22 protein-coding genes are annotated in these 23,994 nt (G+C 37.6%); 3 read left to right on the forward strand and 19 right to left on the reverse strand.

Translation table 11 applies throughout. The features are described from left to right. Positions 1–215: 215 nt before the first annotated feature. Complete coding sequence (locus AC1RFD_RS22070) at positions 216–1,103, reverse strand: nucleotidyltransferase-like protein (protein WP_492475274.1); 888 nt, start codon at positions 1,101–1,103, stop codon at positions 216–218. A 149-nt stretch (positions 1,104–1,252) separates the two neighbouring features. On the opposite strand from AC1RFD_RS22070, the gene AC1RFD_RS22075 reads away from it, so the two are divergent. Then, entirely contained in the window at positions 1,253–1,603 is a 351-nt protein-coding gene (locus tag AC1RFD_RS22075) for a YgzB family protein (protein WP_048394737.1), read from the forward strand. 22 nt (positions 1,604–1,625) lie between these two features. Here the strand turns inward: AC1RFD_RS22075 and perR are convergent, their stop codons facing one another. The 3 genes from perR to bcp form a co-directional block, all read right to left on the reverse strand. Next, positions 1,626–2,069: a peroxide-responsive transcriptional repressor PerR gene (gene perR, locus AC1RFD_RS22080; RefSeq protein WP_004230508.1), complete on the reverse strand. Its 444-nt coding sequence runs from the start codon at positions 2,067–2,069 to the stop codon at positions 1,626–1,628. Positions 2,070–2,190: 121 nt separating this feature from the next. After that, positions 2,191–3,135 carry a D-2-hydroxyacid dehydrogenase gene (locus tag AC1RFD_RS22085; RefSeq protein ID WP_492475275.1) on the reverse strand — a complete coding sequence of 315 codons (945 nt, stop codon included), beginning with the start codon at positions 3,133–3,135 and terminating at the stop codon, positions 2,191–2,193. Continuing rightward, complete coding sequence (gene bcp, locus AC1RFD_RS22090) at positions 3,132–3,608, reverse strand: thioredoxin-dependent thiol peroxidase (protein WP_048394742.1); 477 nt, start codon at positions 3,606–3,608, stop codon at positions 3,132–3,134. Before bcp ends, AC1RFD_RS22085 begins: the two co-directional genes overlap by 4 nt. 129 nt (positions 3,609–3,737) lie before the next feature. On the opposite strand from bcp, the gene AC1RFD_RS22095 reads away from it, so the two are divergent. Together AC1RFD_RS22095 and AC1RFD_RS22100 are read left to right on the forward strand one after the other, a co-directional pair. Further along, positions 3,738–5,024, forward strand: a complete 1,287-nt coding sequence (locus AC1RFD_RS22095; RefSeq protein ID WP_259420330.1) for a glutamate-1-semialdehyde 2,1-aminomutase — start codon at positions 3,738–3,740, stop codon at positions 5,022–5,024. Between the two features lie 135 nt (positions 5,025–5,159). Beyond that, a complete protein-coding gene (locus AC1RFD_RS22100; protein ID WP_048394747.1) occupies positions 5,160–6,248 on the forward strand; it encodes an FUSC family protein in 1,089 nt (362 codons plus the stop codon). Positions 6,249–6,372: 124 nt separating this feature from the next. Here the strand turns inward: AC1RFD_RS22100 and AC1RFD_RS22105 are convergent, their stop codons facing one another. The 15 genes from AC1RFD_RS22105 to AC1RFD_RS22175 all read right to left on the reverse strand — a co-directional run bounded on the left by AC1RFD_RS22105 (position 6,373) and on the right by AC1RFD_RS22175 (position 23,847). Next, positions 6,373–7,407, reverse strand: a complete 1,035-nt coding sequence (locus AC1RFD_RS22105; RefSeq protein WP_492475276.1) for a toxic anion resistance protein — start codon at positions 7,405–7,407, stop codon at positions 6,373–6,375. A 22-nt stretch (positions 7,408–7,429) separates the two neighbouring features. Further along, positions 7,430–9,061 carry a YceG family protein gene (locus AC1RFD_RS22110; RefSeq protein WP_492475277.1) on the reverse strand — a complete coding sequence of 544 codons (1,632 nt, stop codon included), beginning with the start codon at positions 9,059–9,061 and terminating at the stop codon, positions 7,430–7,432. Positions 9,062–9,156: 95 nt separating this feature from the next. Continuing rightward, positions 9,157–9,969, reverse strand: coding sequence for an HAD family hydrolase (locus tag AC1RFD_RS22115; protein WP_054549028.1), 813 nt, complete (start codon positions 9,967–9,969; stop codon positions 9,157–9,159). An 11-nt stretch (positions 9,970–9,980) separates the two neighbouring features. After that, positions 9,981–11,081: a cysteine protease StiP family protein gene (locus AC1RFD_RS22120; protein ID WP_288584161.1), complete on the reverse strand. Its 1,101-nt coding sequence runs from the start codon at positions 11,079–11,081 to the stop codon at positions 9,981–9,983. Beyond that, positions 11,078–12,436, reverse strand: coding sequence for a phosphoribosyltransferase family protein (locus AC1RFD_RS22125; protein WP_387256524.1), 1,359 nt, complete (start codon positions 12,434–12,436; stop codon positions 11,078–11,080). Before AC1RFD_RS22125 ends, AC1RFD_RS22120 begins: the two co-directional genes overlap by 4 nt. After that, positions 12,417–13,610: an HpcH/HpaI aldolase/citrate lyase family protein gene (locus AC1RFD_RS22130; protein ID WP_103118831.1), complete on the reverse strand. Its 1,194-nt coding sequence runs from the start codon at positions 13,608–13,610 to the stop codon at positions 12,417–12,419. The genes AC1RFD_RS22125 and AC1RFD_RS22130 overlap by 20 nt, the downstream gene beginning before the upstream one ends. Before the next feature lie 323 nt (positions 13,611–13,933). Beyond that, the gene (locus AC1RFD_RS22135; protein ID WP_016994007.1) at positions 13,934–14,509 is read right to left on the reverse strand and encodes a TerD family protein; all 576 of its coding nucleotides are present in this window, start codon (positions 14,507–14,509) and stop codon (positions 13,934–13,936) included. Positions 14,510–14,543: 34 nt separating this feature from the next. After that, entirely contained in the window at positions 14,544–15,125 is a 582-nt protein-coding gene (locus AC1RFD_RS22140) for a TerD family protein (RefSeq protein WP_048394760.1), read from the reverse strand. Positions 15,126–15,155: 30 nt separating this feature from the next. Further along, positions 15,156–15,773: a TerD family protein gene (locus AC1RFD_RS22145; protein ID WP_048394762.1), complete on the reverse strand. Its 618-nt coding sequence runs from the start codon at positions 15,771–15,773 to the stop codon at positions 15,156–15,158. A gap of 277 nt (positions 15,774–16,050) precedes the next feature. Then, positions 16,051–16,947, reverse strand: a complete 897-nt coding sequence (gene nikC, locus AC1RFD_RS22150) for a nickel transporter permease (protein ID WP_054549024.1) — start codon at positions 16,945–16,947, stop codon at positions 16,051–16,053. A gap of 12 nt (positions 16,948–16,959) precedes the next feature. Further along, a complete protein-coding gene (locus AC1RFD_RS22155) occupies positions 16,960–17,964 on the reverse strand; it encodes an ABC transporter permease (protein ID WP_048394767.1) in 1,005 nt (334 codons plus the stop codon). 225 nt (positions 17,965–18,189) lie between these two features. Continuing rightward, entirely contained in the window at positions 18,190–19,806 is a 1,617-nt protein-coding gene (locus AC1RFD_RS22160; RefSeq protein ID WP_048394768.1) for an ABC transporter substrate-binding protein, read from the reverse strand. A 30-nt stretch (positions 19,807–19,836) separates the two neighbouring features. Beyond that, complete coding sequence (locus tag AC1RFD_RS22165) at positions 19,837–20,817, reverse strand: ABC transporter ATP-binding protein (RefSeq protein WP_112116672.1); 981 nt, start codon at positions 20,815–20,817, stop codon at positions 19,837–19,839. Continuing rightward, complete coding sequence (locus tag AC1RFD_RS22170) at positions 20,792–21,805, reverse strand: ABC transporter ATP-binding protein (RefSeq protein ID WP_103118833.1); 1,014 nt, start codon at positions 21,803–21,805, stop codon at positions 20,792–20,794. Before AC1RFD_RS22170 ends, AC1RFD_RS22165 begins: the two co-directional genes overlap by 26 nt. Before the next feature lie 296 nt (positions 21,806–22,101). Next, a complete protein-coding gene (locus AC1RFD_RS22175; protein ID WP_048394775.1) occupies positions 22,102–23,847 on the reverse strand; it encodes an ABC transporter ATP-binding protein in 1,746 nt (581 codons plus the stop codon). Between the last annotated feature and the right edge of the window lie 147 nt (positions 23,848–23,994).

Consider the following 23,994-nt stretch of genomic DNA (forward strand, 5'->3'; position numbering starts at 1 on the left):
TATTTAAGTCGTTTTTCAGCGACTTCTTTATATTAACATCTCATTCAAAACATGTCAACAACTTTTTTAAAAAAGTTTTTTGTGTTTTTCTGAGTTATTCGTTTATGTCTTAGCGACAATTAATATAATACAATACTAAGATATTATTCGTCAACTACTTTTCTAAAAAAATATCGAGGTATTTTTTAGATACCTCGATTACAAGCATACTACAGTCATTGCCCCATTTCTAGAGCATCTTTATTTACCTTGTAATGACGGTGAAATATCCTATCATTTTTCGCTGCAATGGGTTCAATTTGAATATAGCCTTTATCCACTAGATACTCAACAAACACTTCTAAATCCACTGAGTAGTTAACAAGTTCATGATGATCATGTAATTCCTGAATAGTCCACATTTCTTTTGTTTGCATGACTTCTAATATATGCTGTGCCCCATCTCGTGTACGAGAGTGGATTAAAAACTCACTTGCTAAAAACAATAATTCTAAGCGCTTTTCTATTGGCTCATTACTTGTCACTAGCTCTTCATACAGCTTATAGATGGCTGGCTCGATTTTTTTCACCTGTGCCCAAACAGTTACTTCAGGATACAGGCCACTATCGATAATAGATAGGCGACCTAGATGATGTAGCGAATCCACAACATGATTATAAGCATCTAAGTAACTTCCTTTATCAAAGTATTCTTTCCCCTCCAAATAGCGACGAATTAACTTTGAAAATTGAATACCTGTTTTAATTTTACGACCACTATACGGAAATTCCTGCAATTCTATTTTTAGTTTATACAGAAATTCATTCCGATCAAATAATACTCTACCGAAGAATATCCAATCAACAACCTTTCTATTTGAACCGATGAGTAACCATTTTCGAATTAATTTCTCCGTAACAGTATGTAGAGCGATTTTATTTCCTTCATATAAGTAATGTTTTGAAAAGACTGGTTGCTCTGCTTCTTTTACGATAATGAGTAAAACCGTATCAAATGTATCTGTAACGTTACTTTGTTCTTCACGCTTTTCCACTAAAATTACGCCTAATGTATTCGACTGACTCGCACGTTCTTGATATATCGGACGCAGTACTTGCTCCATGTTCAGCCCTCCTTTATTCATATAGGTTGTTTTGTTCCGTTAAAAATTCGACATACTCTAAAAGTATTCCTTCTTTCATTCAGTTCAAAGCTAAAATACTTTGCCCTTATATGTTATAGTAGATTTTAGATTGGGAGGCAAGATGAAATATGAAACCTTATAAAAGTAAAATTAATAAAATTCGTTCATTCGCATTAGCACTAATCTTTTTTGGTTTTATTGTCATGTACGGAGGCATTTTCTTTAAAAACAGCCCGATATTAGTTTTAATTTTCATGTCACTAGGTGTTCTTTGTATTATCGGTAGCACAGTTGTATATGCGTGGATCGGATTACTGTCAACAAGAGCTATTCAAGTAGAGTGTCCTAATTGCCATAAACATACAAAGGTTTTAGGCCGAGTAGATATGTGCATGTACTGCAATGAGCCATTAACACTTGATCCTACTCTAGAAGGTAAAGAGTTCGATCAATCCTATAATAAAACAAAAAAATCCTAGCCCTTTTTAAGAGCTAGGATTTTTATTGTACTTTAGCAGTAGCAACTTTACATGATGGACAAGTGCCGTATATCTCTAAGCGATGCGAATGCACATCAAAGCCTGTTACCTGTGATGCAAAATGCTCTATTTCGTCGAGTCCAGGATAATGGAAATCGACGATCTTACCACAGCATTCACAAATCATATGGTAATGATCGTTTGTCACGAAATCAAAGCGACTTGAAGCATCCCCGTAAGTTAGCTCTTTCACAAGACCTACTTCACGAAATACACGCAGGTTGTTATAAACAGTCGCTACACTCATATTAGGGAACTTACCCTCAAGAGCTTTATAAATTTCATCGGCAGTAGGATGTGCCATTGATTGAATTAGATATTCCAAAATAGCATGACGCTGAGGAGTAATACGTACACCAGTTGTTTTCAACGTGTCCAGTGCATCTTGTAAATGCGTTGCAGACATCGTCATGCACCTCTTCCATAAGTATTATTAATTTATAATTGTTATAAATAGTGTATCCAATTCGTACTACTTCGTCAACAATCACACATTGCTTATCCTCAATAAATCAATGGTTTTTTCCTTAATATCCTCTTGATAAATCCATAACATTTTCTAAATCCGTGTCACCCTTTAGCCATTTTGTTAGGCTTGGCTTGAAAATTTCTAAGCTACGCTCAACATAACGAGAAGAATGACTGGATACATGAGGTGATACTATAACATTTGGTAATGTCCATAATGGATTGTCGGATGTCAGAGGCTCCTCTTCAAATACATCTAAAACTGAGTGTCCTATTTGCTTTCTTTCAATCGCTTGAATGAGTACGTTTTCATCAACTAAATTACCTCGACCAAAATTCATGAAGATCGCATTGTTTTTCATCGCAACAAAATGCTCTTCTTTTAATAAATGGGTCGTTTCTGTTGTTTTTGGTAATACAGAAATAACGATATCTGCAAGAGGTAGTGCTTCTTTCAAATTGGTAAAACTAATCATCGTATTCATATAGGCCGCTTCTTTACCAGAGCGGTTACACCCAATTGTTGTAACACCAAAAGCTTGCAATAAACGCCCAACTTCCGAACCAATGGCACCTGGCCCCAAAATAAGTGCCGTACTATCTCGTAATTCCGTTTGTTGTGTTTTTTTCGACCATTCATTTTTCTTTTGCTGCTCATACATCCAAGGCAAAGCTCGTTTAATGGCTAAAATATGAGCAAGAATCGATTCAGCCATAGGCGTTTTATGAATGCCACGAACATTTGAAACTAGAATCCTGCGTTCAATAATAGCCTGAGCTGGCATTTTTTCTATACCTGCCGATGCAACAAAAATCCATTTTAGCTTTGTAGCAGATTGAATACTCTCTTCTGTTAAATCTTCACCATATGTAACTAATACATCCGCTTGTTGAAGCTCTTCATTTGATATGCTCTTTTCAAAGATAAATTCAAGCTGTGGAAATTCTGCTACTAATGGTTCTCGTAAATCTGGTCTAGGTTCAAATGTAAAATAGATTCTCATTGTTTTGCCTCCTGTTCTGCTAAATAAGCATATACTTCTTCAATATGATTTTTCACTCGAACTTTGCGCCAAGCTTTTACAAGCTTCCCCTCAGCATCAATTAAAAACGTTGAACGCTCTATGCCCATATATTCACGTCCATACATTTTCTTTAAAACCCATACATCATAAGCTTCAGCAATAGCATGGTCCTCATCCACTAATAATGAAAATGGCAAACCATGCTTATCAATAAATTTTGTATGCTTGCTTGCGTTATCTGGGCTAACACCCAGAACAACAGCATTTAAATGACTGAAGTCCTCAAACTTATCGCGAAAATCACATGCCTCCGTCGTGCAGCCTGGTGTCATATCCTTTGGGTAAAAGTATAAAATAACATTTTTTCCTTTAAAATCAGCTAAATGCACCATCTCGCCCTTTTCGTTCAATAGAGAAAAATCCGGCGCTTTTTGTCCTTCTAGTAATGTCATACAATCTCCTCCTCTGTAGGTCCTATTTTACTCTAAGTAACAAATCAAGTCATATCTCTTAATTTCTTTGGATTTCTTACACCGATAGGTCTACAATAGATTACGTATAAAAAGTTAGGAGGCAATTCTATGAATCATGCAAAATCTGAAGCAATACATGAAGAGGCATTACAGCATATTGTTGGTGGTGTAAACAGCCCTTCTCGTTCATATAAAGCAGTAGGTGGCGGTTCTCCTGTAGCCATGGCGCGAGGAAAAGGCGCTTATTTTTGGGATGTAGATGGCAATCGTTATATCGACTATCTAGCAGCATATGGTCCAATCGTTACTGGTCATGGTCATCCTCATATTGCAAAGGCCATTACGCACGCAGCTGAAAATGGTACATTGTTTGGGACGCCGACTGAATATGAAGTTACTTTCGCAAAAATGTTAAAGGAAGCCATTCCGTCGATGGATAAAGTACGTTTTAACAACTCTGGTACAGAAGCTGTTATGACAACGATTCGTGTGGCACGTGCCTATACAGGACGTACAAAAATCATGAAATTTGCTGGTTGCTACCACGGGCACTTTGATTTAGTATTAGTGGCTGCCGGATCAGGTCCAGCAACATTAGGAACACCAGATTCAGCGGGCGTGACAACTTCGACTGCTGAAGAAGTTATTACTGTACCTTTTAATAACCCTGAAGCCTTTACAGAAGCCATGGATAAATGGGGCGAGGAGATTGCAGCTATTTTAATCGAGCCAATAGTAGGAAACTTCGGTATCGTTGAACCAAAGCCAGGCTTTCTTGAATTAGTACATGCTACAGCAAAGGAAAAAGGGGCCCTAACGATTTATGATGAGGTCATCACGGCCTTCCGCTTCCACTATGGTGGCGCTCAAAATTTACTTGGCCTAACACCTGATCTAACTGCACTTGGTAAAGTTATTGGTGGTGGTTTACCAATCGGTGCTTATGGCGGACGTAAAGAGATTATGGATACTGTGGCACCTCTCGGCCCAGCATACCAAGCGGGTACGATGGCTGGAAATCCTGCATCTATGCAAGCTGGTATTGCTTGCCTAGAAGTTCTACAAACACCAGGTATATACGAGGAAATGGATAGATTAGGCGCAATTTTAGAAGAAGGTGTTTTAGCTGCTGCTAAAAAACATGGCGTAACCATCACGTTAAATCGTCTTAAAGGAGCTCTTACTATTTACTTTACAGATGTGAAGGTAGAAAACTATGAGCAAGCTGAAAGCTCTGATGGTGAAATATTTGGACGCTTCTTTAAACACATGCTTGAGCAAGGTATTAATCTAGCTCCTTCTAAATATGAAGCATGGTTCTTAACAACTGAGCATACAGAAGCAGATATTCAGGAAACAATTGAAGCAGTAGATATTGCGTTTTCTCAATTATAATCTTGACAAGAAAAAGGCGACTTGCAAGTAGAAGTCGCCTTTTTCTTATTCATCCATGCAAATCTATGTATTTTATGAGCACTTCCTTCTATAATGTAAAGAAGCTAAAAAATATTAGACAGAAAGGACATCTTTATGAAATTAGGTGCCCGTGTATTTAAAACTGGTGTAGCTATCGTATTTGCATTATTTATTGCAGAGTTGTTGAAACTACCTTCACCTGTTTTTGCTGGAATTGCAGCTATTTTTGCTATTCAGCCTTCTATTTATCGTTCTTACCAAACCATTGTGGAGCAAGTACAAGCGAATATTATAGGTGCGACAATTGCCGTCATTTTTGGCTTACTTTTTGGCCACCATGTCGTTGCCATTGGTATAGCTGTCATAATAGCTATCGGTTTAATGTTAAAGTTTAGACTCGAAAAATCACTTTCGCTAGCGTTGGTATCAGTTGTAGCTATTATGGAATTTCAAGGGGATGACTTTTTAACATTTGGTTTGATACGCTTTGTTACGATATTAGTTGGGGTATTAGCAGCATTTGTCGTAAATCTTGTGTTCTTACCACCTAAATACGAGGTAAAACTATTTCGCAAAATTTATATTTTACAAGATGATATTATTCGTTGGACACGACTGGCTGTACGGCAAGCTTCTGAGCATACATCCACAAAAACAGCATTAAGTAAGTTTAAAAACCGTATGCTACGAGTGGATACGCTGTATGATTTATATAAGGAAGAGCGTAATTACTTTAAAAATAAAAAATATGTCAAAGCTCGCAAACTAGTAGTCTATCGTCAAATGATTTTAACTTCCAAGAAAAGCTTGGAATTGCTACAGCGTTTGCATAATCACGAAAATGAATTAGCTCAGCTCCCTACCCAATTTCATTTAATGATTCAGGAGAGACTTGATTCCTTGCTAACGTACCATGAGCAATTGCTCTTAAAATATACAGGGAAGCTAAAGCCTGAGCATTCGGAGTGGAGTAAAAGCATTGACTATGTCCAACGTAATGAGCTGATGGAAATTTTCATCAAGCAAATCAACTTTGCTCGTGAAGAAGGCGATACGGAGTTTTCTAGCTATCACCTACTCTATATTTTATCGCGTATTTTAGATTATGAGGAAAACTTAGAACATCTTGATACACTTATTGTTTCTTACCAAAGCTATCATGGACATGAAATCAATGTAGAATTTGAAGAAGAATTCATATAGCTAACATTTTGGCGACAGATTACCTTGATTCAGGGGGATTTTGATCACCCATTGAATAAGATAAGTCTGTCGGCTTTTTTTATACAAAAAACCTCCAAGTAGTAATCTACTTAGAGGAAAGGAGCTAAGAACGCAATGTTAGCAATTGTTGCTCTGCTTGTTGGCGTTTGACCATTTGTTCAGCACGTAAATGCTGATAATTGGCAATGCCTGATACAATAGTATCCCACATTTCTTCAAGAGTCTTGGTAGTGCTGGCTTGTTGAGCCATGGCAGTACTTAATTGCACCGCTTCCTTGCTAGCTCCCCCAAATTGCCTCATACGATCTTCAAAGGCAGAGGCTGATTGACTTTGTAATTGTTGACGTCTTTCATTAACTGCATTCATCAAACCCATTTTAAAAACAGGAATGGTTTTAACAAAAGCCCCATTAATTTGTTCCATCAATTCACTGTTACCATTACGTAGCATATCGATTTGAGGGGCTGTGATAATAGCCACCATACGCGATTTTTCTAAGTCATCTATTTTTTGCTGGAGCATCTCTGCAATACCTTGCAAACGATTTAGCTCCATTTTCGCCAGCTGATTTCCTGCTTCACTCTGTTTTTCATACATCGGAATCAATGTTGTTTGGACCTCATGAAGCTTCATGTCAGTTGCTACGATATACTTTTCTAGCTCAAGATAGTACATGAGGTCTTCTTGATATAAGCGTGCAAGTACTCGGTTATCCTTCGCTAATTCCTCTTCCATCAGTACAAATTGATAATGGATTTTCTCAATATCTCTCCCCAGTCCATTATATTTCGTAAATAAATCGCCATCATTTTTGGTCTTACGTGCAAACAGCTTTTTAAAAAAGCCCTTTTGCTCTGTAAAATCTTGTTTGTCGAATGTCTGCATAAGGGCTTCAAGCTGCTTAAATAATTCATTTGATTCGAAAGTTGTTGACTGGGTGATGATGGCTACAATTTGATCTGCAAAAGTAGCTAATTTTGTAGACGGCTCTTTTCCCAAAGCTAATAGCTCTATCTGATTTTTTATATTGATTTGATTGGCAATTTGCCGTACCTCTGCATGATCCCTTAACTGTTCTTTGAAGGCTTCTGCTGTTTCCAGTGTCAGCTGCTTCAGCGTCAACGAGTTATTCGACATTCGTGCCGCCTCCTTCCTATCATCAGAAAAAACGATTAAAGAGTTTTTTTATGATTTTGTCGGGTGCAGTTTTCTGTGGCTTTGGTTCTTCATAGTGCAAGTCAAACAGCATATGCTCTAAACGGTGTACATCATAACTATCCTCTTGCAAATGCTTTTCTAAATCTAGTTGTCCTGTCGGATTATAAAAAACAATATCCACACCAAATCGATTTAAAAAGGCCAATAACGCTATATCTTCACGTGATAAAGCTGGTTGTTGAGGTGCTTGGTATAATACCAGCTTCGGTACCTCTTGGGAATAGTCAAAGCTTTGTAGTAATCTTAGGATCTCCTGTGGAATCATCGACATTTGTTTAAATAAAAATAACTGTAAATCATATAAGGTCTCATTTTGCTGCTGTTTCAACATGGGCTGCTCACAGGAAGTTTTTATCGTGTGTGCAATCGCACGCTGTAGCTCCAATGTTAACTCACCGTATTGCCACCAATCACTTTGCATAATACGCTCTACTGATAGTTCTCCATTTACTAGGCAATGCTTATAGTGAAAGTGAAAATTGGCTCTACTCGTTGGTGCATAGGGGAATTTTTGGACAAAAACAGTTTGCGGATTTGCTAATAACTGATGCATATAATACCAGTATTCTTCCCGTCTGCTCGAAACCCCACTAATTTTGGCAAATATGACTGGAATGACAATCTCATCCCCAATTACTTCAAACTGTGGTCGAACCAAAGCTTTCTCTTTTGCATAAATAAAAATATCATCATATGTCATCCGTAATGTTAAGGAGCGTGGCATAAAATCTTTAAACTGCCAAGGCTTATAGACACCTGATTGCTGATCATGCATTAATTGCTCAAAATGCTGACTAGATCGATATCCAACCGTTGCCTGCCGGTCACGCAACTTATCAGGAAATGGCTGTAAAGTTGTTTGATTGGCGTACGCATATGTGATAGAGAAAGTATCATTAGGATCAATCTCAGCAAATTCATCTATTTTAGCTGGATGAAAAATTAACACATCACAACCGAGCTCCATTAATAACAATAAGAAATAGCGCTGACTTAGAGTTGCTTCCCCATACCAAACTACTTTAGGAAAATCATCTGTTGGTTTCATGGATTTTGTCCATAGAATCCAATGGTTTTTTAGCCATTTCACCATATCAATTAAAAAACGGCGAAAGTCATTTGCTAGCAAACCTAACGATTGCTGTTTTTGAAAGAGCTCTACTACTTTAATGGTTGCTAACTGTAAATGGCGATTCATTACACTGTCATCATGCTTAGGAATTAATTGATAACCATACATCATTGCCACTAAACGATTAATAGATAGACCTTGTGGAGTTTGTTGATGCTGCGAAAGGATTGTTTGTATTGCCTGAAAGTCTTTTGGTTCAATATGTTTATTTAATTCTTCACTTAAAATATGGATGTTAGTGTTCTGTGACAATGTAAATAACGAATTGAAATAATCATCTTCTTCGATTGGTACGCCCAATACACGAACAGCAATTCTACTAAAGCTCACTTGCTGCTCTGTTGTTTCATAAAATGCACGATCCTTTGGTGAATCTTGAAACGCCTGTAGCCAATCATCAGGATGACGCTCCAACACTGATTTAATTGTGATTGTTTGCATACAAACGCACCTCCTAAAAATCATCCTCAGCCTATGCTAAAGCATTCATTTGTCATAGGACGTCTCACCTAATGACAACAAAAATATTTGAACATCTATACGATCGTTTGTTGTGATGCCATCTGTAAAACTGTTTCCAATAAATTCTTTGTAAATGCTTCACCATTGTGAGGCGAGTAAGTTGTATTTTGTAAAAATTTTGGCTGTTTATCCTTTAAGTCTCCATGATTTGGTGTAAAACCTAAATCAGCCATTGCAAGCATGCCATAATCCATAATAGAATCACCTGCTGCTATATGCACATCGTATGTACAGAACTCTTTTATATATTCTATAGCCGCTTCCTTTGTCAGCACCTTGGGCATAAAATACAATTTTTTTCCTTGTAGCAGAACATGCCAACCATGCATATCAAACTCTTGAATCATCGCTTGTAATTCATCGTATGGTAAAATATCAATATCTACATGATGTACATAAAAAAGCTCATCTATATACAGAGATCGTTGTAGCCATGTATCAGATTTAATTGTCTGAAAAAGCTTTAGCATATCCATACGAGGGATCGAGGAATCTTCAATACGTCTAGATAATGTTTGTGTCCATTTTTCATATGGCTGACCCTTTTCTACTATTGTACCCCCATTGCTTGTAATTGCAAAAGCAGGGCATAAATCATGAATAAAATGGATTCTTTTATATTGATGTAAAGCTCTTGTCGTAACAGGTACAAATAAAGTATGTTGGTGTACCTGTTGCAATAGGGGTGCTGTTGCCTGTGTCATCATACTCATTGCTGTTTCGTCCTTGTGTTCAACGACGATTGTCTCTGTAGCTGGCGGAAACATCTCCATCATGCGTTTAGAATAAATAAGGGTTCTATCTAAATCAGATGTAAATAATATCATCATATTCTCCTCTATAATTCTTTGATCAAACCACAACATGCATAGGACATATTCGAATACTCTTCAATCAATACATTTTTTTCCTGCGCTAATAATAAAATATGTTTCAATTCATGCATGTACTGTGGATTAATTAAAATCTTCCAAGGTATCCTTCTCAGCAAAACTCTTGTCGTTTCCCCAACACCTGGCTTAATGAAATGTATATTATCAATACCAAAATCTCGTTGAATTATTTGCACGGACTTCATACCCTCCCATGTAATTGGAGAGATTTCTTGCTCTTGAATTTGTTGCACAATTTTACTCTGTACTTGTTCAAAACATGTGACGATACGCTCTATGTACAGATTGGAGACATCTATTGCCTCTAATTCTTTGTAGTATTTTGCACCATGAAAATCGTTTGCATCCATAAACTGCAAATTTAATACCGTTCTACTTACTAATCCAGATACAGTGGAATTTAAACAAGCAGATGGTATTAAAAAATCCTCACGAGTTCCATAAATAGCTGCACAATGGCCAGGATCAGCCAAAACAGCTAAATCGGCACTTAACTGTTCTTGATATCGTAAATTAAACTTTTGGCAGGATTGAATTAATTCATTGGTAATTGCCCCTTTTCCTGTCCAACCATCAATAAATTGCAGACTTCCTAGAGGATGCTGTGTCAAAATATAACGAATTGCCGCTTCATCAAACCCACGACCTCGCAGTATAGAAATGGAGTAATGTGGAACATTCACATGATAATGCATGGCTATATACCGTTTGATTAAAATACCAATGGGTGTACCTGCACGAGCTAAACTCACAAGAATTAAATTTTCTAATCCTCTATTTTCAACGATTTGCTCTGCCACTACTCCAACGGCGATTGCTATTCTTTCTGCATGAACATCTAGCGCTTTATAAAAAAGATTCATGTAGGTATCCGATGGTTGCTTCTCCACTGGCAGCATTTCCGAATAATGTATACCCGATTGAATGAGTTGTTCACGTTTCTCATTATCCATTTCAAGGAATGCACTTCCAATATCACGCAATAAAAAAATAACGTCCTCTGGTGCATAACTCCCCATTTTATCTGGCTGCAAAGTCGATATCATCGTTCTACCTCCAATTCATGCATACTAATTACATATACTTTGGCGTTAGTGGCTTCTTGTAATGCCTTTACCACACGAGCAACTACCTCTTTACTTGCTATACGTTCCACTATGAAAAAAAGTTCCGTGTAAGACTGGCTTTGAAGATTATATAAAAAATTAGTGACCCCGTTATTTTCTGGACTTTCAAAGGCTATTTTATCGTTAATCGTATATCCTAAATCATCCGTACAATAGATTGGACTACGAGTAGTTGACTGAAAATAAACATCATTTCCTAAATAAGAGGCAATTTGCATAGGAACATACATGAACTCACCCGAGCCAATAACAAGCGCTGGTCCATTTGTTCTTAGCTCTTGTAATTGCATAGCAATAGCTTGTATCGTTTGCTTTTGGTCAACATGCTGTTTTGACGTGAGCATAAATCTCCCTGTTGCTAGCAAATAGGGGTACTTATTTATTAACCCATTCTCCGAAACAGAACGATAGAATTTGCGATCAACAGATACTTGAATCGGACAAATGTCCATATCTCGTGCAACCTGTGTTAGTAAGTTTGGTTGTGTACTGGTTAAGCTTGGAATGCCTGAACAGCTAAAATTCCCACACATAATGGAGATGAATTCTATAGAGATACCCCATTGTACTTCTAATTGCTGAAAGATTGTTTGCTGCTGTTGGGAACGCCAATCTAAAATAGATAGTACCGCATATTGTCTCACTAAAGGAAATTTCTGTATTAAAGTCTCAATAATATTAATGACCGTATTTCCAGTAGTAATCTCATCATCAATTAACACAATGCGCTTAGTTTGCAGTAAAAATTCTGGTTCCTCCGTATAAATTCTATGGCTTGTCGCATGTGAATGTTCTTCTTCAAACGTAACAAATGGCTCAAAATCGGGTAACACTTCACGTGTTGTGTGGATATACATAGCATTCGAGTGAAAGGCATTAAATACTGCGTGTCCAAGTGCTGTTGCTGTCTCAGCAAAGCCAATAAACAATGTTTCATCCGTTAATTCTAGGGTTCCTTCTATGGATTTTTGTACTTCATCCAAATTAGCTCCGTCTTTTAAAGCTTTAACGACAGACGAAGCCATTACCTTTTGTCCCGTAAGATGCTGCTGATACATCATTGCTAAAAGAGTTCCTGTCAGTAAAGGGATTTGTGGACGGACAGCCAAATGTTTGCCTAGTACCGTGCTTACAAACAAAAATTGTCTCTTTTTATTAATCCGAGCCGCCATTCTAAACAAATCGGTTAGCGCAAAATTATGGGGATTGTAGGTAATTTCAATATCAATTGAATAATTCGGTAAAATGCTTAATTTACTCATTTGTTGTTGCATATACACTACCACCTATTTCAGACTGTAATAAAAGTGAGGCAAAATCGACAGATTCATGATAAACACCATAGACATGAGCCTGTTTTAAAATCCGTTGTGCCCATCTCATATGTGGCTTAATTTCATTCATTTTATTAGCATAGTGACTTTTCATAACACCTTTTTGTCCATCATTATTTTCTATAATACTTAGCGCATCTAAGTATTCCTCATACGAAATAGCATACAGGGCATGCACAACACGGATATGGCTCGGATGAATAATTGTTTTTCCCACTATGCCATTTTGTTTATCCATTAAAACTTCTTTCATTAATCCATCTAAACAATCGTCTAATAACGCTTTCCTTGTATCAAGCGCGCCTTTCTCACTAAATGGTGTCACTCTAAGCGCGGGCTTTAATACACGCTGATTATTAAAATACTCCCACACAGGCCCAGAAATAATAAAACCATCTTCCTCACGACCTAAGATATTGACAATATCTGCAATACAATCTCGTATGACACTAATATCATAAATGGTAGAATCCATACGCCTGCGAATTCCGTAAATACCACAAAAATCGGTAGCACCAATTCGTACATTTAATACACGGGCTTTGTATTGATGTAGAACCGCTTTAATGTCTAATAACGCTTCCATGCGAGATTCCTTATATAGTACCTCACGACTTTCTAAAATTGGCATACCATATAAAATTAAATCATTTTCTAAAATGGTTTGTTCAAGCAACTCGAAATAACGGGCACCCTGTTCTGCTGTAAACTTTGGAAAGACATAGCCAGTTAATATTTCTTGCTTTTTCCCTAAAACAGTTGTTAGCCTTTGAAATTGCTCAACATGACGTACACGAACAAAAAGTAAAGGGAGCTCCTGAAGTAATAGCTGTTTTTGCTGATAGAGTGCATATAATTCACTAATATCCTCTATCAGCTTAGCTTCACAATCTACTAACTCTGCATCTCCAACTGCATCCTCCAAATCAATGACAAGTGATGTGAGTTCCTTATATTTTTGTGATCGGATCAAGCTCACAATCGTAGGCATGGAAGCTGGCATATACAAAGTCGCACCTAGGGCATATGACAAAATATCCGCCGTTTCCCATTTTGTAAACGGCTGTGGCTTCTTATAAAAAATCATCTCTGCTTCTGTTGCAAAATGTTGCATCTAATCCTCTCCCCAGTAACTATGCCTTTTGTGAAAAAAGCACTGTATCAGCCTGTTCCATACAGACTAATACAGTGCCTTGTTTACACTGCTATTTTCTTCTTCAACTTGTAAATAACAAATGTCAATAAGAATGCAGCTATTAAAATAATAACGAAAATTTCATGCGAAGGATGGTAGCCCCAATATACTAACACACATTTTCAGTGTATTATGATAAGCCCCTGTTACATCTGCTAGTTTAAAAACTGTGCATATGTATTTAATATCTCATTTAATACATCCACATCAGATCCTCCACCATGCACCTATGTGTCCCATAGTTACTGTAGGCCATATGCATTGATTAAAGCAGCTAATCCACCCTGGTAACCTGAACCTACTGCAGCAAATTTCCACTCACCATTATGTCGGTACAGCTCACAAAATACTACAGCCGTTTCAATACTGAAATCTTCACCTAAATCGTAACGCAATACCTCTGATCCCGACTCTTCGTTCGTCAATCGTACATAGGCATTTAAGACTTGCCCGAAGTTTTGATGACGTCCCTCGGCATCGTAAATAGTAACTGTCACTACAATTTTTTCTATTTGAGGTGATACTTGCTTTAAGTTGACAAGAATTTTTTCATCATCCCCATCCCCTGCACCTGTACGATTATCTCCTGTATGGACAACAGACTGGTCTGGGCTGGCTAGATTATTATAGAAAATAAAGTCCTGTTCATTACGACATTTACCTGAAGCATCTAGTAAAAATACAGATGCATCCAGGTCAAAGTCTTGTCCACCATCAAATTGCTTTACATCCCATCCTAAACCAATGCCAATGCTATTTAAGCCTGGATCTTGCTTTGTTAAATCAATGCGTTGCCCTTTACTTAATTGTATAGCCATTCAAAAATCTCCCTTTCCGTCCAAAGATGAAATTTTAGTTTACACTTAAGCCATAATCATTACATAAAGCAGCTAAGCCACCTTGATAGCCTGCACCAATCGCATTAAATTTCCATTCTCCGTTATGACGATATAATTCCCCTACAACAATAGCTGTTTCAATACTGAAGTCCTCGCCTAAATCATAGCGAATAATTTCTTCGTTGGAAGCAGCATTCATAATACGAATATAGGCATTAGACACCATACCGAAGTTTTGACTGCGAGACTCTGCATCATGAATGGTTACTGTGAAGGCTAGTCGCTGAACATGAGCAGGTACTTGAGTTAATGCCACTTTCACCACTTCATCGTCACCTTCGCCTACACCTGTTAAATTATCGCCTGAATGCTCAACTGAACCATTGCCACCTGTAGTGTTGTTATAAAAAATAAAATCATTTTGATCTGCAACTTTACCTGTATCAGCAAGTAAAAACACAGAGGAGTCTAAGTCAAAATCATGACCACCATCATATTTATTTGTATCCCAGCCTAAACCTACAACCACATTCGTTAATCCTGGATTTGTTTTAGTTAAATCTACCTTTTGACCTTTTTGTAGTGAAATGCCCATAATTTTTATTCCTCCTATTTAGTCAATTATTTATTGATATCTTCGAACAACGTCGCCAAGCTTTATGTCATTTGTTCCCGTACCAACCGCAGCAAATTTCCATTCGTTATTATGACGGTAAATTTCTCCACATACTAACGTCGTTAAATTCGAATAATTATCAGTTAAATTATAGCGAATTAGTTCGCTTCCTGTCCTGTCATCATACACACGAATATATGCATTATGAATCATACCAAAGTGTTGATTGCGACCTGCCGCATCATAAATGTTTACAACAAACACAAGCTTGTTATATTGCGAAGGTACAGACGATAGTTCAATTGTAATTACCTCATCATCACCATCACCATCACCTGTTAAATTATCACCTGAATGTCGAACAGAACCGCAGCTACTTGTTAATTTTCCGAAATAAACAACATCGTCACCCGCTACAACCTTATCATCTTGTAACATTAATACCGAAGCATCACAGTCGATACTTCTGCCACTGCCACTATTTCTGCTAGAAAATAAACCACCTAAAAAGCCGCCACTTTTCTCTTGGCCTACAGGGTCCCACCCTAAACCAACTTTAATTTTATTTAATCCTGCGTTACCCTTTGTTAAATCAACTCTTTGTCCTTTTTGTAAATTAATCCCCAATTCTAACACCCTCCTAAAATATGTATTTCAGTCGAAAGATTTTATGGTAAGCAATAATCTACTAAGCTAAAAGATTTCTACTTAAATTAAGTCTAAAATAACGTGACAAAAAATTCAATTAATGGCTCCAAAAAGGTGTTTTCTCTTATTTTTGAAAGCCCCTCACGTCTTGTTCTATACTATAAAACGTTTTTGTAGTAAAAATGTTCCTTTTATATCCAATGGTCCAAGCAGCTAAAAAAACCTTCTAACTTGTAGAAGGCTATTGTCTTATTTACTAACTTTTCATTTTTGGATCAAGTGCATCTCGTAGTCCATCACCCATTAGATTAAAGCCTAAAACTGTTAACATAATAGCTAAACCAGGGAAAATCATCGTCCACGGAGCATTTAATAAAAACTTCCGTGCATCCGCTAACATTTTTCCCCATTCTGGTGCTGGAGCTTGAGCCCCTAGCCCAAGAAAACCTAATGCTGCCGCTTCAATAATGGCTGTCGCAATTGCTAGTGTTCCCTGTACAATTATTGGGGTTATGGAATTCGGCAAAATATGCGAAAATAGAATTCGTGCATCACGCATACCAATTGCTTTTGCCGCTACTATATATTCCTCTTCCTTGACACTTAAAACCTTAGAACGGATTAAGCGCCCAAAATTCGGTACGTTAATAATAGCAATGGCGATTAATGCATTTTGTAAAGATGGACCAAGCACTGATACTACTGCAATCGCTAGTAGCATACTAGGGAAAGCTAGCATAATATCAAAAATACGTGAAATTATCGTATCGATCCATTTTCCATAATAACCTGCAATGATGCCAAGTAAACTACCAATTATCACGGACAAAATAACAGAGAAAAAGCCTACCCATAGCGAAATCCTTGCACCGTGAATGATCCTGGAAAAAATATCCCGTCCAAAATCATCCGTTCCAAACCAATGATCAGCGGATGGTGCCAGTAAACGCTTCGTTAAATCTTGTTCATTGATGCCCTGTGGTGCAATGAACGGACCAATGACAGCTAGTATAATAAAAAATATAACAATTCCTGCTCCAACAAGGGATACTTTACTCTTTTTAAAACTACGCCACCCTTCGAGCCATGGACCTACTGCCTTTTCTCGAACTGGTGATACTTCTTTTTTTATATCGATTGCTCCAGTCATCATTGCAACTCCCTTCTATTTGTATTTAATCCGTGGGTCGACTACTGTGTACAGTAAATCCACGATTAAGTTAATCATGATGAAAATAAATGCAACGACGAGAATACCTGATTGAATAACGGGATAATCCCTGAAGCCAATCGCATCATAAATATAACGACCAATTCCTGGCCAACTAAAAATCGTCTCTGTTAAAATGGCACCACCTAGCAGTAATCCAGTTTGTAGACCAATTACCGTTAACACAGGAATAACTGCATTCTTTAATGCATGCTTATAAACAACAATAAACATTTTTTGTCCTTTTGCTCTTGCAGTCCTTACATAATCTGAACGCATAACTTCCAGCATGGAGGACCTTGTGATTCTGGCAATGATAGCCATCGGAATCGTTGCAAGTGCTACTCCTGGTAATATTAATCGTTTTATAACTTCGATGAATTGATCAAAGCGGCCTTGAATAAGCGTATCCAATAAATAGAAATGGGTTATGGCGGTAATTGGATTTCGCACATCTTCTCGACCAGATGTAGGCAGCCATCCAAGCTTACTACTAAATGTCCATTGCTCCATCAATCCAAGCCAGAACACGGGTACAGATACACCGATTAACGCTATAATCATTGCTGTATAATCAAACCAAGAATTTTGGAACCACGCAGAAATAATGCCAGCATTCACACCAATAACAATCGCAATGATCATCGCAAATAGTGCAAGTTCGGCCGTTGCTGCTAAGTATGGGAAAATTTCTTCTGATACAGGTAGTTTCGTACGTAGGGAAACCCCTAAATCTCCCTGAAAAATACCTGCTAAGTAACTAAAATATTGTGTATACCAAGGCTTATCTAATCCTAAACTTGCGTTTAACGCCTCGACCGCCTCTTTTGTTGCCTGTTGTCCTAAAATAACTTGTGCTGGATTTCCAGGAATTGCCCGTATCAACATAAAGACGATAAAAGTCATTCCAAGCAAAACTGGGATTAGTTGAAGTAAACGTCTCCCCATATAGTGAAGCATTTTCATCACCTCTCTATGATTTTCATAATCTACTGTGAAGTCTTTATATACTGTTGAAAGGTTGAGCCTTCACTAAACGGTTTTGAATGTTTAGTTGAATTCTTTCATACAGGAAATAATCATTATCTTTACTTGAAAAGAATCTGCGAGATTTCCACGGCTTACCCGCAGAAAAGCAAGCAGATTCTTCACATTCCTTTGTTCAATTAAAAATGATGAAATTTACTATTGAATATCTACTGCATCTAAACGGTCAGAACCAGTAGGATGCGCAATGTAATTTGTAACTTTCTTGTTAGCAGCTAAAATTGGAATAGAGTGAGCAAGTGGAACCCATGGAGCATCTTCAGAAATAATTACTTGAGCTTGCTTATAAAGTTCATTACGCTTGTCTTCATCAATCTCAGTTTGAGCAGCTGTTAATATCTTGTGTAATTCTGGATTATCATAGAACGTATAGTTATTAGAACCAATATTATCGCCGTCTAATAACGTGTATAGGAAGTTATCCGCATCCCCATTATCGCCTGTCCAGCCAAGTAGGAATGCATCCGCTTCACCGTTTTGAGCTTTTTCTAAATACGTAGCCCATTCAAATGACACAATTTTAGATTTAATACCCACGTCTTCTAAGTTCTTTTGAATCGCTTCAGCCACTTTTTGTCCGTCTGGCATGTATGGACGTGGTACTGGCATTGCCCATAGCTCAATTTCCTTGCCATCGTAGCCTGCTTCAGCAAGTAATGCTTTCGCTTTTTCAGGATCATACGTATAGCCTGTCACTTCATCGTTATAACCAGAAATTACTGGTGGCATTGGGTTTTTCGCTGGCTCAGCTAGCCCTTCATAAAATGCATCTACTAATGCTTGTTTATCAATTGCATAGTTGACTGCTTGACGCACTTTTACATTATCAAAAGGAGGACGTGTAACAGTTAAACCAAGGTAACCAACGTTCATAGATGGACGTTCGATTAACTGTAAATTAGCATCACCTTCGATTGTTGCTTTATCAGATGGGCTTAAGCCATCAGCTACATCAATATTGCCTGCTAATAAATCATTTAAACGTGCTGAGTTTTCTGGAATAGAACGATAAATTACTTTATCTAATTTAGGATAGCCATCAATATAGTAGTCCGGGTTTTTCTCAATTGTGATTGAATCATTACGTACCCAGCTAACAAATTTGAATGGACCTGTTCCTACAGGATTTGCAGATAAACCTTCTTCATCTGCTTCAAATGCTGTTGGAGAAGCAATCGCAAATGGTGACATTGCTAAATTTTTCAGGAATGGTGCTTGAGGTTGACTTAACTTAAAGACAACTGTGTAGTCTCCCTCTGCAGTTACTGATTCAATTACTTGCTTATCACCAACGACAAATTGCGAACTAAAGTAAGGGTGTTTATCTGCACCTGTTTTCCAACGTTCAATATTTTTAACAACAGCCTCAGCATTGAAATCTGTGCCATCATGGAATTTCACACCTTCTTGTAGCTGGAAAGTATACGTTAAACCATCCTCTGATGCCTCCCATGATTTGGCTAAGCCTGGTTGAATTGTTACATCTTGCTCTCCGAAGTTTACAAGTGTTTCATAAATATTAGCTGTCACCGTGAAGGATTCACCGTCTGTAACAACAGCAGGGTCAAGTGCTACAGAATCTCCACCACGACCATACACTAAAATTTTTGGTTCTCCACTGCTAGCTGTATCGCCACCAGTTGAAGTATCTTTACTACCCGTATCCTTAGTATCTGAGCCGCCACAAGCTGCTAAGATTGTCGAGAGAATAAGGAGTAGCATTACACCTAAAGTCCAAAACTTCTTTTTCTTCATCGAATTTCCCCCTATGAGTTTTTATATCATTTAATGTTGGAGTGCCTCGTAAAGATGGCAAGCAACATAATGACCTGGTTTCACTTCTTGCATTTTAGGTACTACCTGTGAGCATTGATCCTTTTTAAACGGACATCTCGTATGGAAAGTACAACCGCTTGGCGGATTTGATGCACTTGGAATATCTCCAGAAATGATGATCTGTTCCCGTTCAAACGTAGGATCTGGAACAGGAACCGAAGATAAAAGTGCTTGTGTATATGGATGAAGCGGTTCAGCATATAAATCCTCACTCGCTGTCAGCTCAACTAATTTACCTAAATACATAACGCCAACTCGATTACTAATATGACGCACAACCCCTAAATCATGGGAAATAAAAATATAAGTTAGCCTTAAATCCTTTTGCAGCTTTTGCAATAAATTCAAAACCTGTGCCTGGATGGATACATCAAGTGCAGATACTGGCTCGTCCGCAATAATTAAGCGTGGATTGGTCATCAGGGCTCTAGCAATGCCAATACGTTGCCTTTGCCCTCCACTAAATTGATGCGGATAGCGTTTGATATGATATTCATTCAATCCAACAATCTCAAGTAGCTCCAACACTTTTTGTTTTCGCTCTTTGGCATTACCTATCCCATGAACAATAAGAGGCTCCTCTAAAATTTTGCCGATGTTATGGCGAGGATTTAGTGAGGCATAGGGATCCTGAAAAATCATTTGAATATCTCTACGTGCCTTCCTCATTTCGTTGTTGGATAATTCTGAAATCATTTTACCTGCGAATTCTATCTTACCTCCAGTGGGCTCTAGTAAACGCATTAATAAGCGACCCGTTGTGGATTTACCACAGCCTGATTCGCCAACAATTCCTAATGTTTCTCCTTCAAATACTTCAAAGGAAACATCATCTACAGCCTTTACATCCCCGGCATGTGAATTAAGGACTCCTTTTCGAATCGGAAAATATTTTTTTAACCCCTCAACCTTTAATAACGCTTTCGACACGTTGCTCCACCTCCTGCTTTTCTAGTAAAAAACATCTCGATTTATGATTCTCTGCTGCTTCAAATAAAGGTGGTGTTTCCTGTAAACAACGTTCCATTGCATATTGACAGCGTGCTGCAAAACGACAGCCTACCTGAATACTTCCTGGTTTCGGTACACTTCCAGGAATGGAGTATAAATTTTCCTTTTTATAACGCATGTCAGGTACTGATTGAATAAGCCCTTGTGTATAGGGATGTTTAGGATTAGTGAAAATTTCATGAATCGGCGCCTCTTCCACTATTTGTCCTGCATACATAACAATCACTCGCTCACAGGTTTCCGCGACAACCCCCAGATCATGTGTAATTAACAACACAGCTGTATTCAATCGTTTATTTAAGTCTTTCATAAGCTGTAAAATTTGGGCTTGTATTGTAACATCCAATGCAGTTGTAGGCTCATCCGCAATCAATACTTGAGGGTCACAGACAAGTGCCATAGCAATCATCACACGTTGACGCATACCGCCAGACAGCTGATGTGGGTAGTCCTTTAGCAAATCCTCAGCACGTGGTAGACCTACCAATTTCATAATTTCAACCGCTCTTGCAAACGCTTCCTTTTTTGACCATTTTGGATTATGGATTAATATAGCTTCCTTTAACTGGTCACCAATCGTGAACAAAGGGTTTAGCGAAGTCATCGGCTCTTGGAAAATCATTGCAATGTCTTTTCCACGTATTTTTTGCATTTGTTTGTCTGTACATTTAGCAATATTTTTGCCATCTAGCAAAATTTCTCCACCCGTTATTTTACCTGGTGGTGATGGAATTAATCCCATGATGGACAGCGACGTAACACTTTTACCACTTCCCGATTCTCCTACAATCCCTAAAATTTCTCCTTCATGGACAGAAAAATCGATATCGTCTACAGCAGGAATTTGCCCATTATCTGTGAAAAAGGTTGTTTTCAAACCTTTTATTTCTAGTAGTTTTTTCCTCATGTGTAACGCCCCACCCTACCTATATTTTACTTAAATGTATAATAATATTAATAGAATACTATAACTTTCGTTAAATTCCTTATTTTCAGATAATTCTAACTAAAATTCCTTACTCTTTCAATCATTAATATTCTGCAAATTACATAGAATTTCTACAATAATCGCCTTCCATAATAATAAAATCTTATAAAGAGATAATTTTTTACATTTTTCAAAAAAAAATAGCCTTCCATTTTCGAATAAATGAAAGACTTTTTTTGAAAAAATTTCTTAAACCGTGTAATTTTCGGAAAATTTTAATCTAAGTGCTGTACTTGGAATAAATTATAATATGTTCCTTGACTGTCCATTAACTGTTCATGTGTTCCACTTTCGATTAATTGACCATGATCGATGACGAAAATCTTGTCAGCATGGGTAATTGTAGAAAGACGGTGCGCAATAATAATAGTTGTTCGTTCATGAGCAAGCTTGTCTAATGATTCTTGAATCAGTGCCTCACTTTCTAAATCTAATGCAGAAGTAGCCTCATCCAGGATTAGAATCGGTGGATTTTTTAAAAATACACGCGCAATAGCAACTCGTTGTTTTTGTCCGCCAGAGAGCTTTACTCCTCTTTCTCCAACCTTTGTGTCATAACCATTAGGTAGACTCATAATAAAGTCATGGGCATTTGCCGCTTTCGCTGCTTCGATGACTTGTGCATCTGTTGCATCTGGTCTCCCCATTAAGATATTCTCTTTGACAGAATCACTAAAAAGTATATTATCTTGCAGGACAATACCAATTTGAGATCGTAAAGAATGTAAAGTGACATCCCGTACATCTTTTCCATCAATGGTCACTTGCCCGCTTGTTGTATCATAAAAGCGAGGAATTAAACTGATAATCGTTGACTTACCACCACCACTCATCCCTACAAAGGCAACAGTCTCCCCAGGATTTATCGTTAAATCGATAGCATCTATAATAGGTGAGCCAGTTTCTTCATATTGGAAGGATACATTGTGAAAGCGAACCTGCCCATTTGCACGTGGGAGTTCACCAGCATAGTCCTTATCCTTGACTTCATAAGGCTCATCTATTAAATCGAACATTCGATCCATTGAAGCGATTGACTGTGTTAAAGTTGTGGACGAGCTAACAAGTCGACGAAGTGGGCCATATAAACGTTCAATATAAGCAATAAAAGCAACCATTGTTCCAACTGAAAGTGACCCATTTATTACTTGATAGCCCGCATAGGCTATAACTAGTAATGGTGCTACATCTGTAATGGTATTCACGACAGCAAATGATTTTGCGTTCCACTTTGTTTGATCAAGCGCTTTTTCTAAAAACTCACCGTTTGCTGAATCGAACAATTTTTGTTCATGCTTTTCTAAAGTAAAGCTTTTAATAATGCTCATACCAGCTACACGTTCATGTAAATAGCTTTGTACACCTGCAAGTGCTTGAGAACGTTTCCGTGTCAAATCTCTCAATTTGCCAAAGAAGTATTTCACACTGAAAGCATAAAATGGAAATGCGATCAACGCTACTAGTGTTAGCTTCACATCCATGGTTAGCATAATGGCAATCGCAATTACAATCGTCGCCAAATCTAACCAAACATTCATTAACCCCGTCATGACAAAGGTTTTTGTTTGTTCAACGTCATTAATTACCCTTGAAATAACATCCCCTGCCCGTGTATTGGCATAATACCTTAAGCTTAAACGCTGTAAATGTGCATAAATTTCCTTACGAATATCAAATAGTACCTTGTTGCTTACGTGTTGTGCAAAATATTGTCGATAATACTCAATAGGTGGACGGATAATAAAGAACACAATAATAGTTCCACCTAGCCAATAAAATAGTTCTTTTGTTTTTTCTACATCTGTTAAGTCATCTGCTGCAATAATATCGTCTAGCACAATCTTAATGAGCAGTGGAATAAATAGTGGAATAGCAAATTTTACTATACCAATGATAATCGTTAAAATAATTTCCCATGTATATGGTTTAACAAAGCGCATATATCGCTTAATGCTTCCCAATTTATCATCACATCCTTACAAAAAGAAACAGACATTCGAAGATGAATGCCCTAAGTATTATAGCAATATTTTGATTAAAATACAGTTATGATGACTTTATAGCGAACTATTTTACCTTTACCTTAACAACACTCTGTCCCCTCCAAT

It is taken from the genome of Lysinibacillus sp. GW823-FHT02G10 (assembly GCF_058797135.1).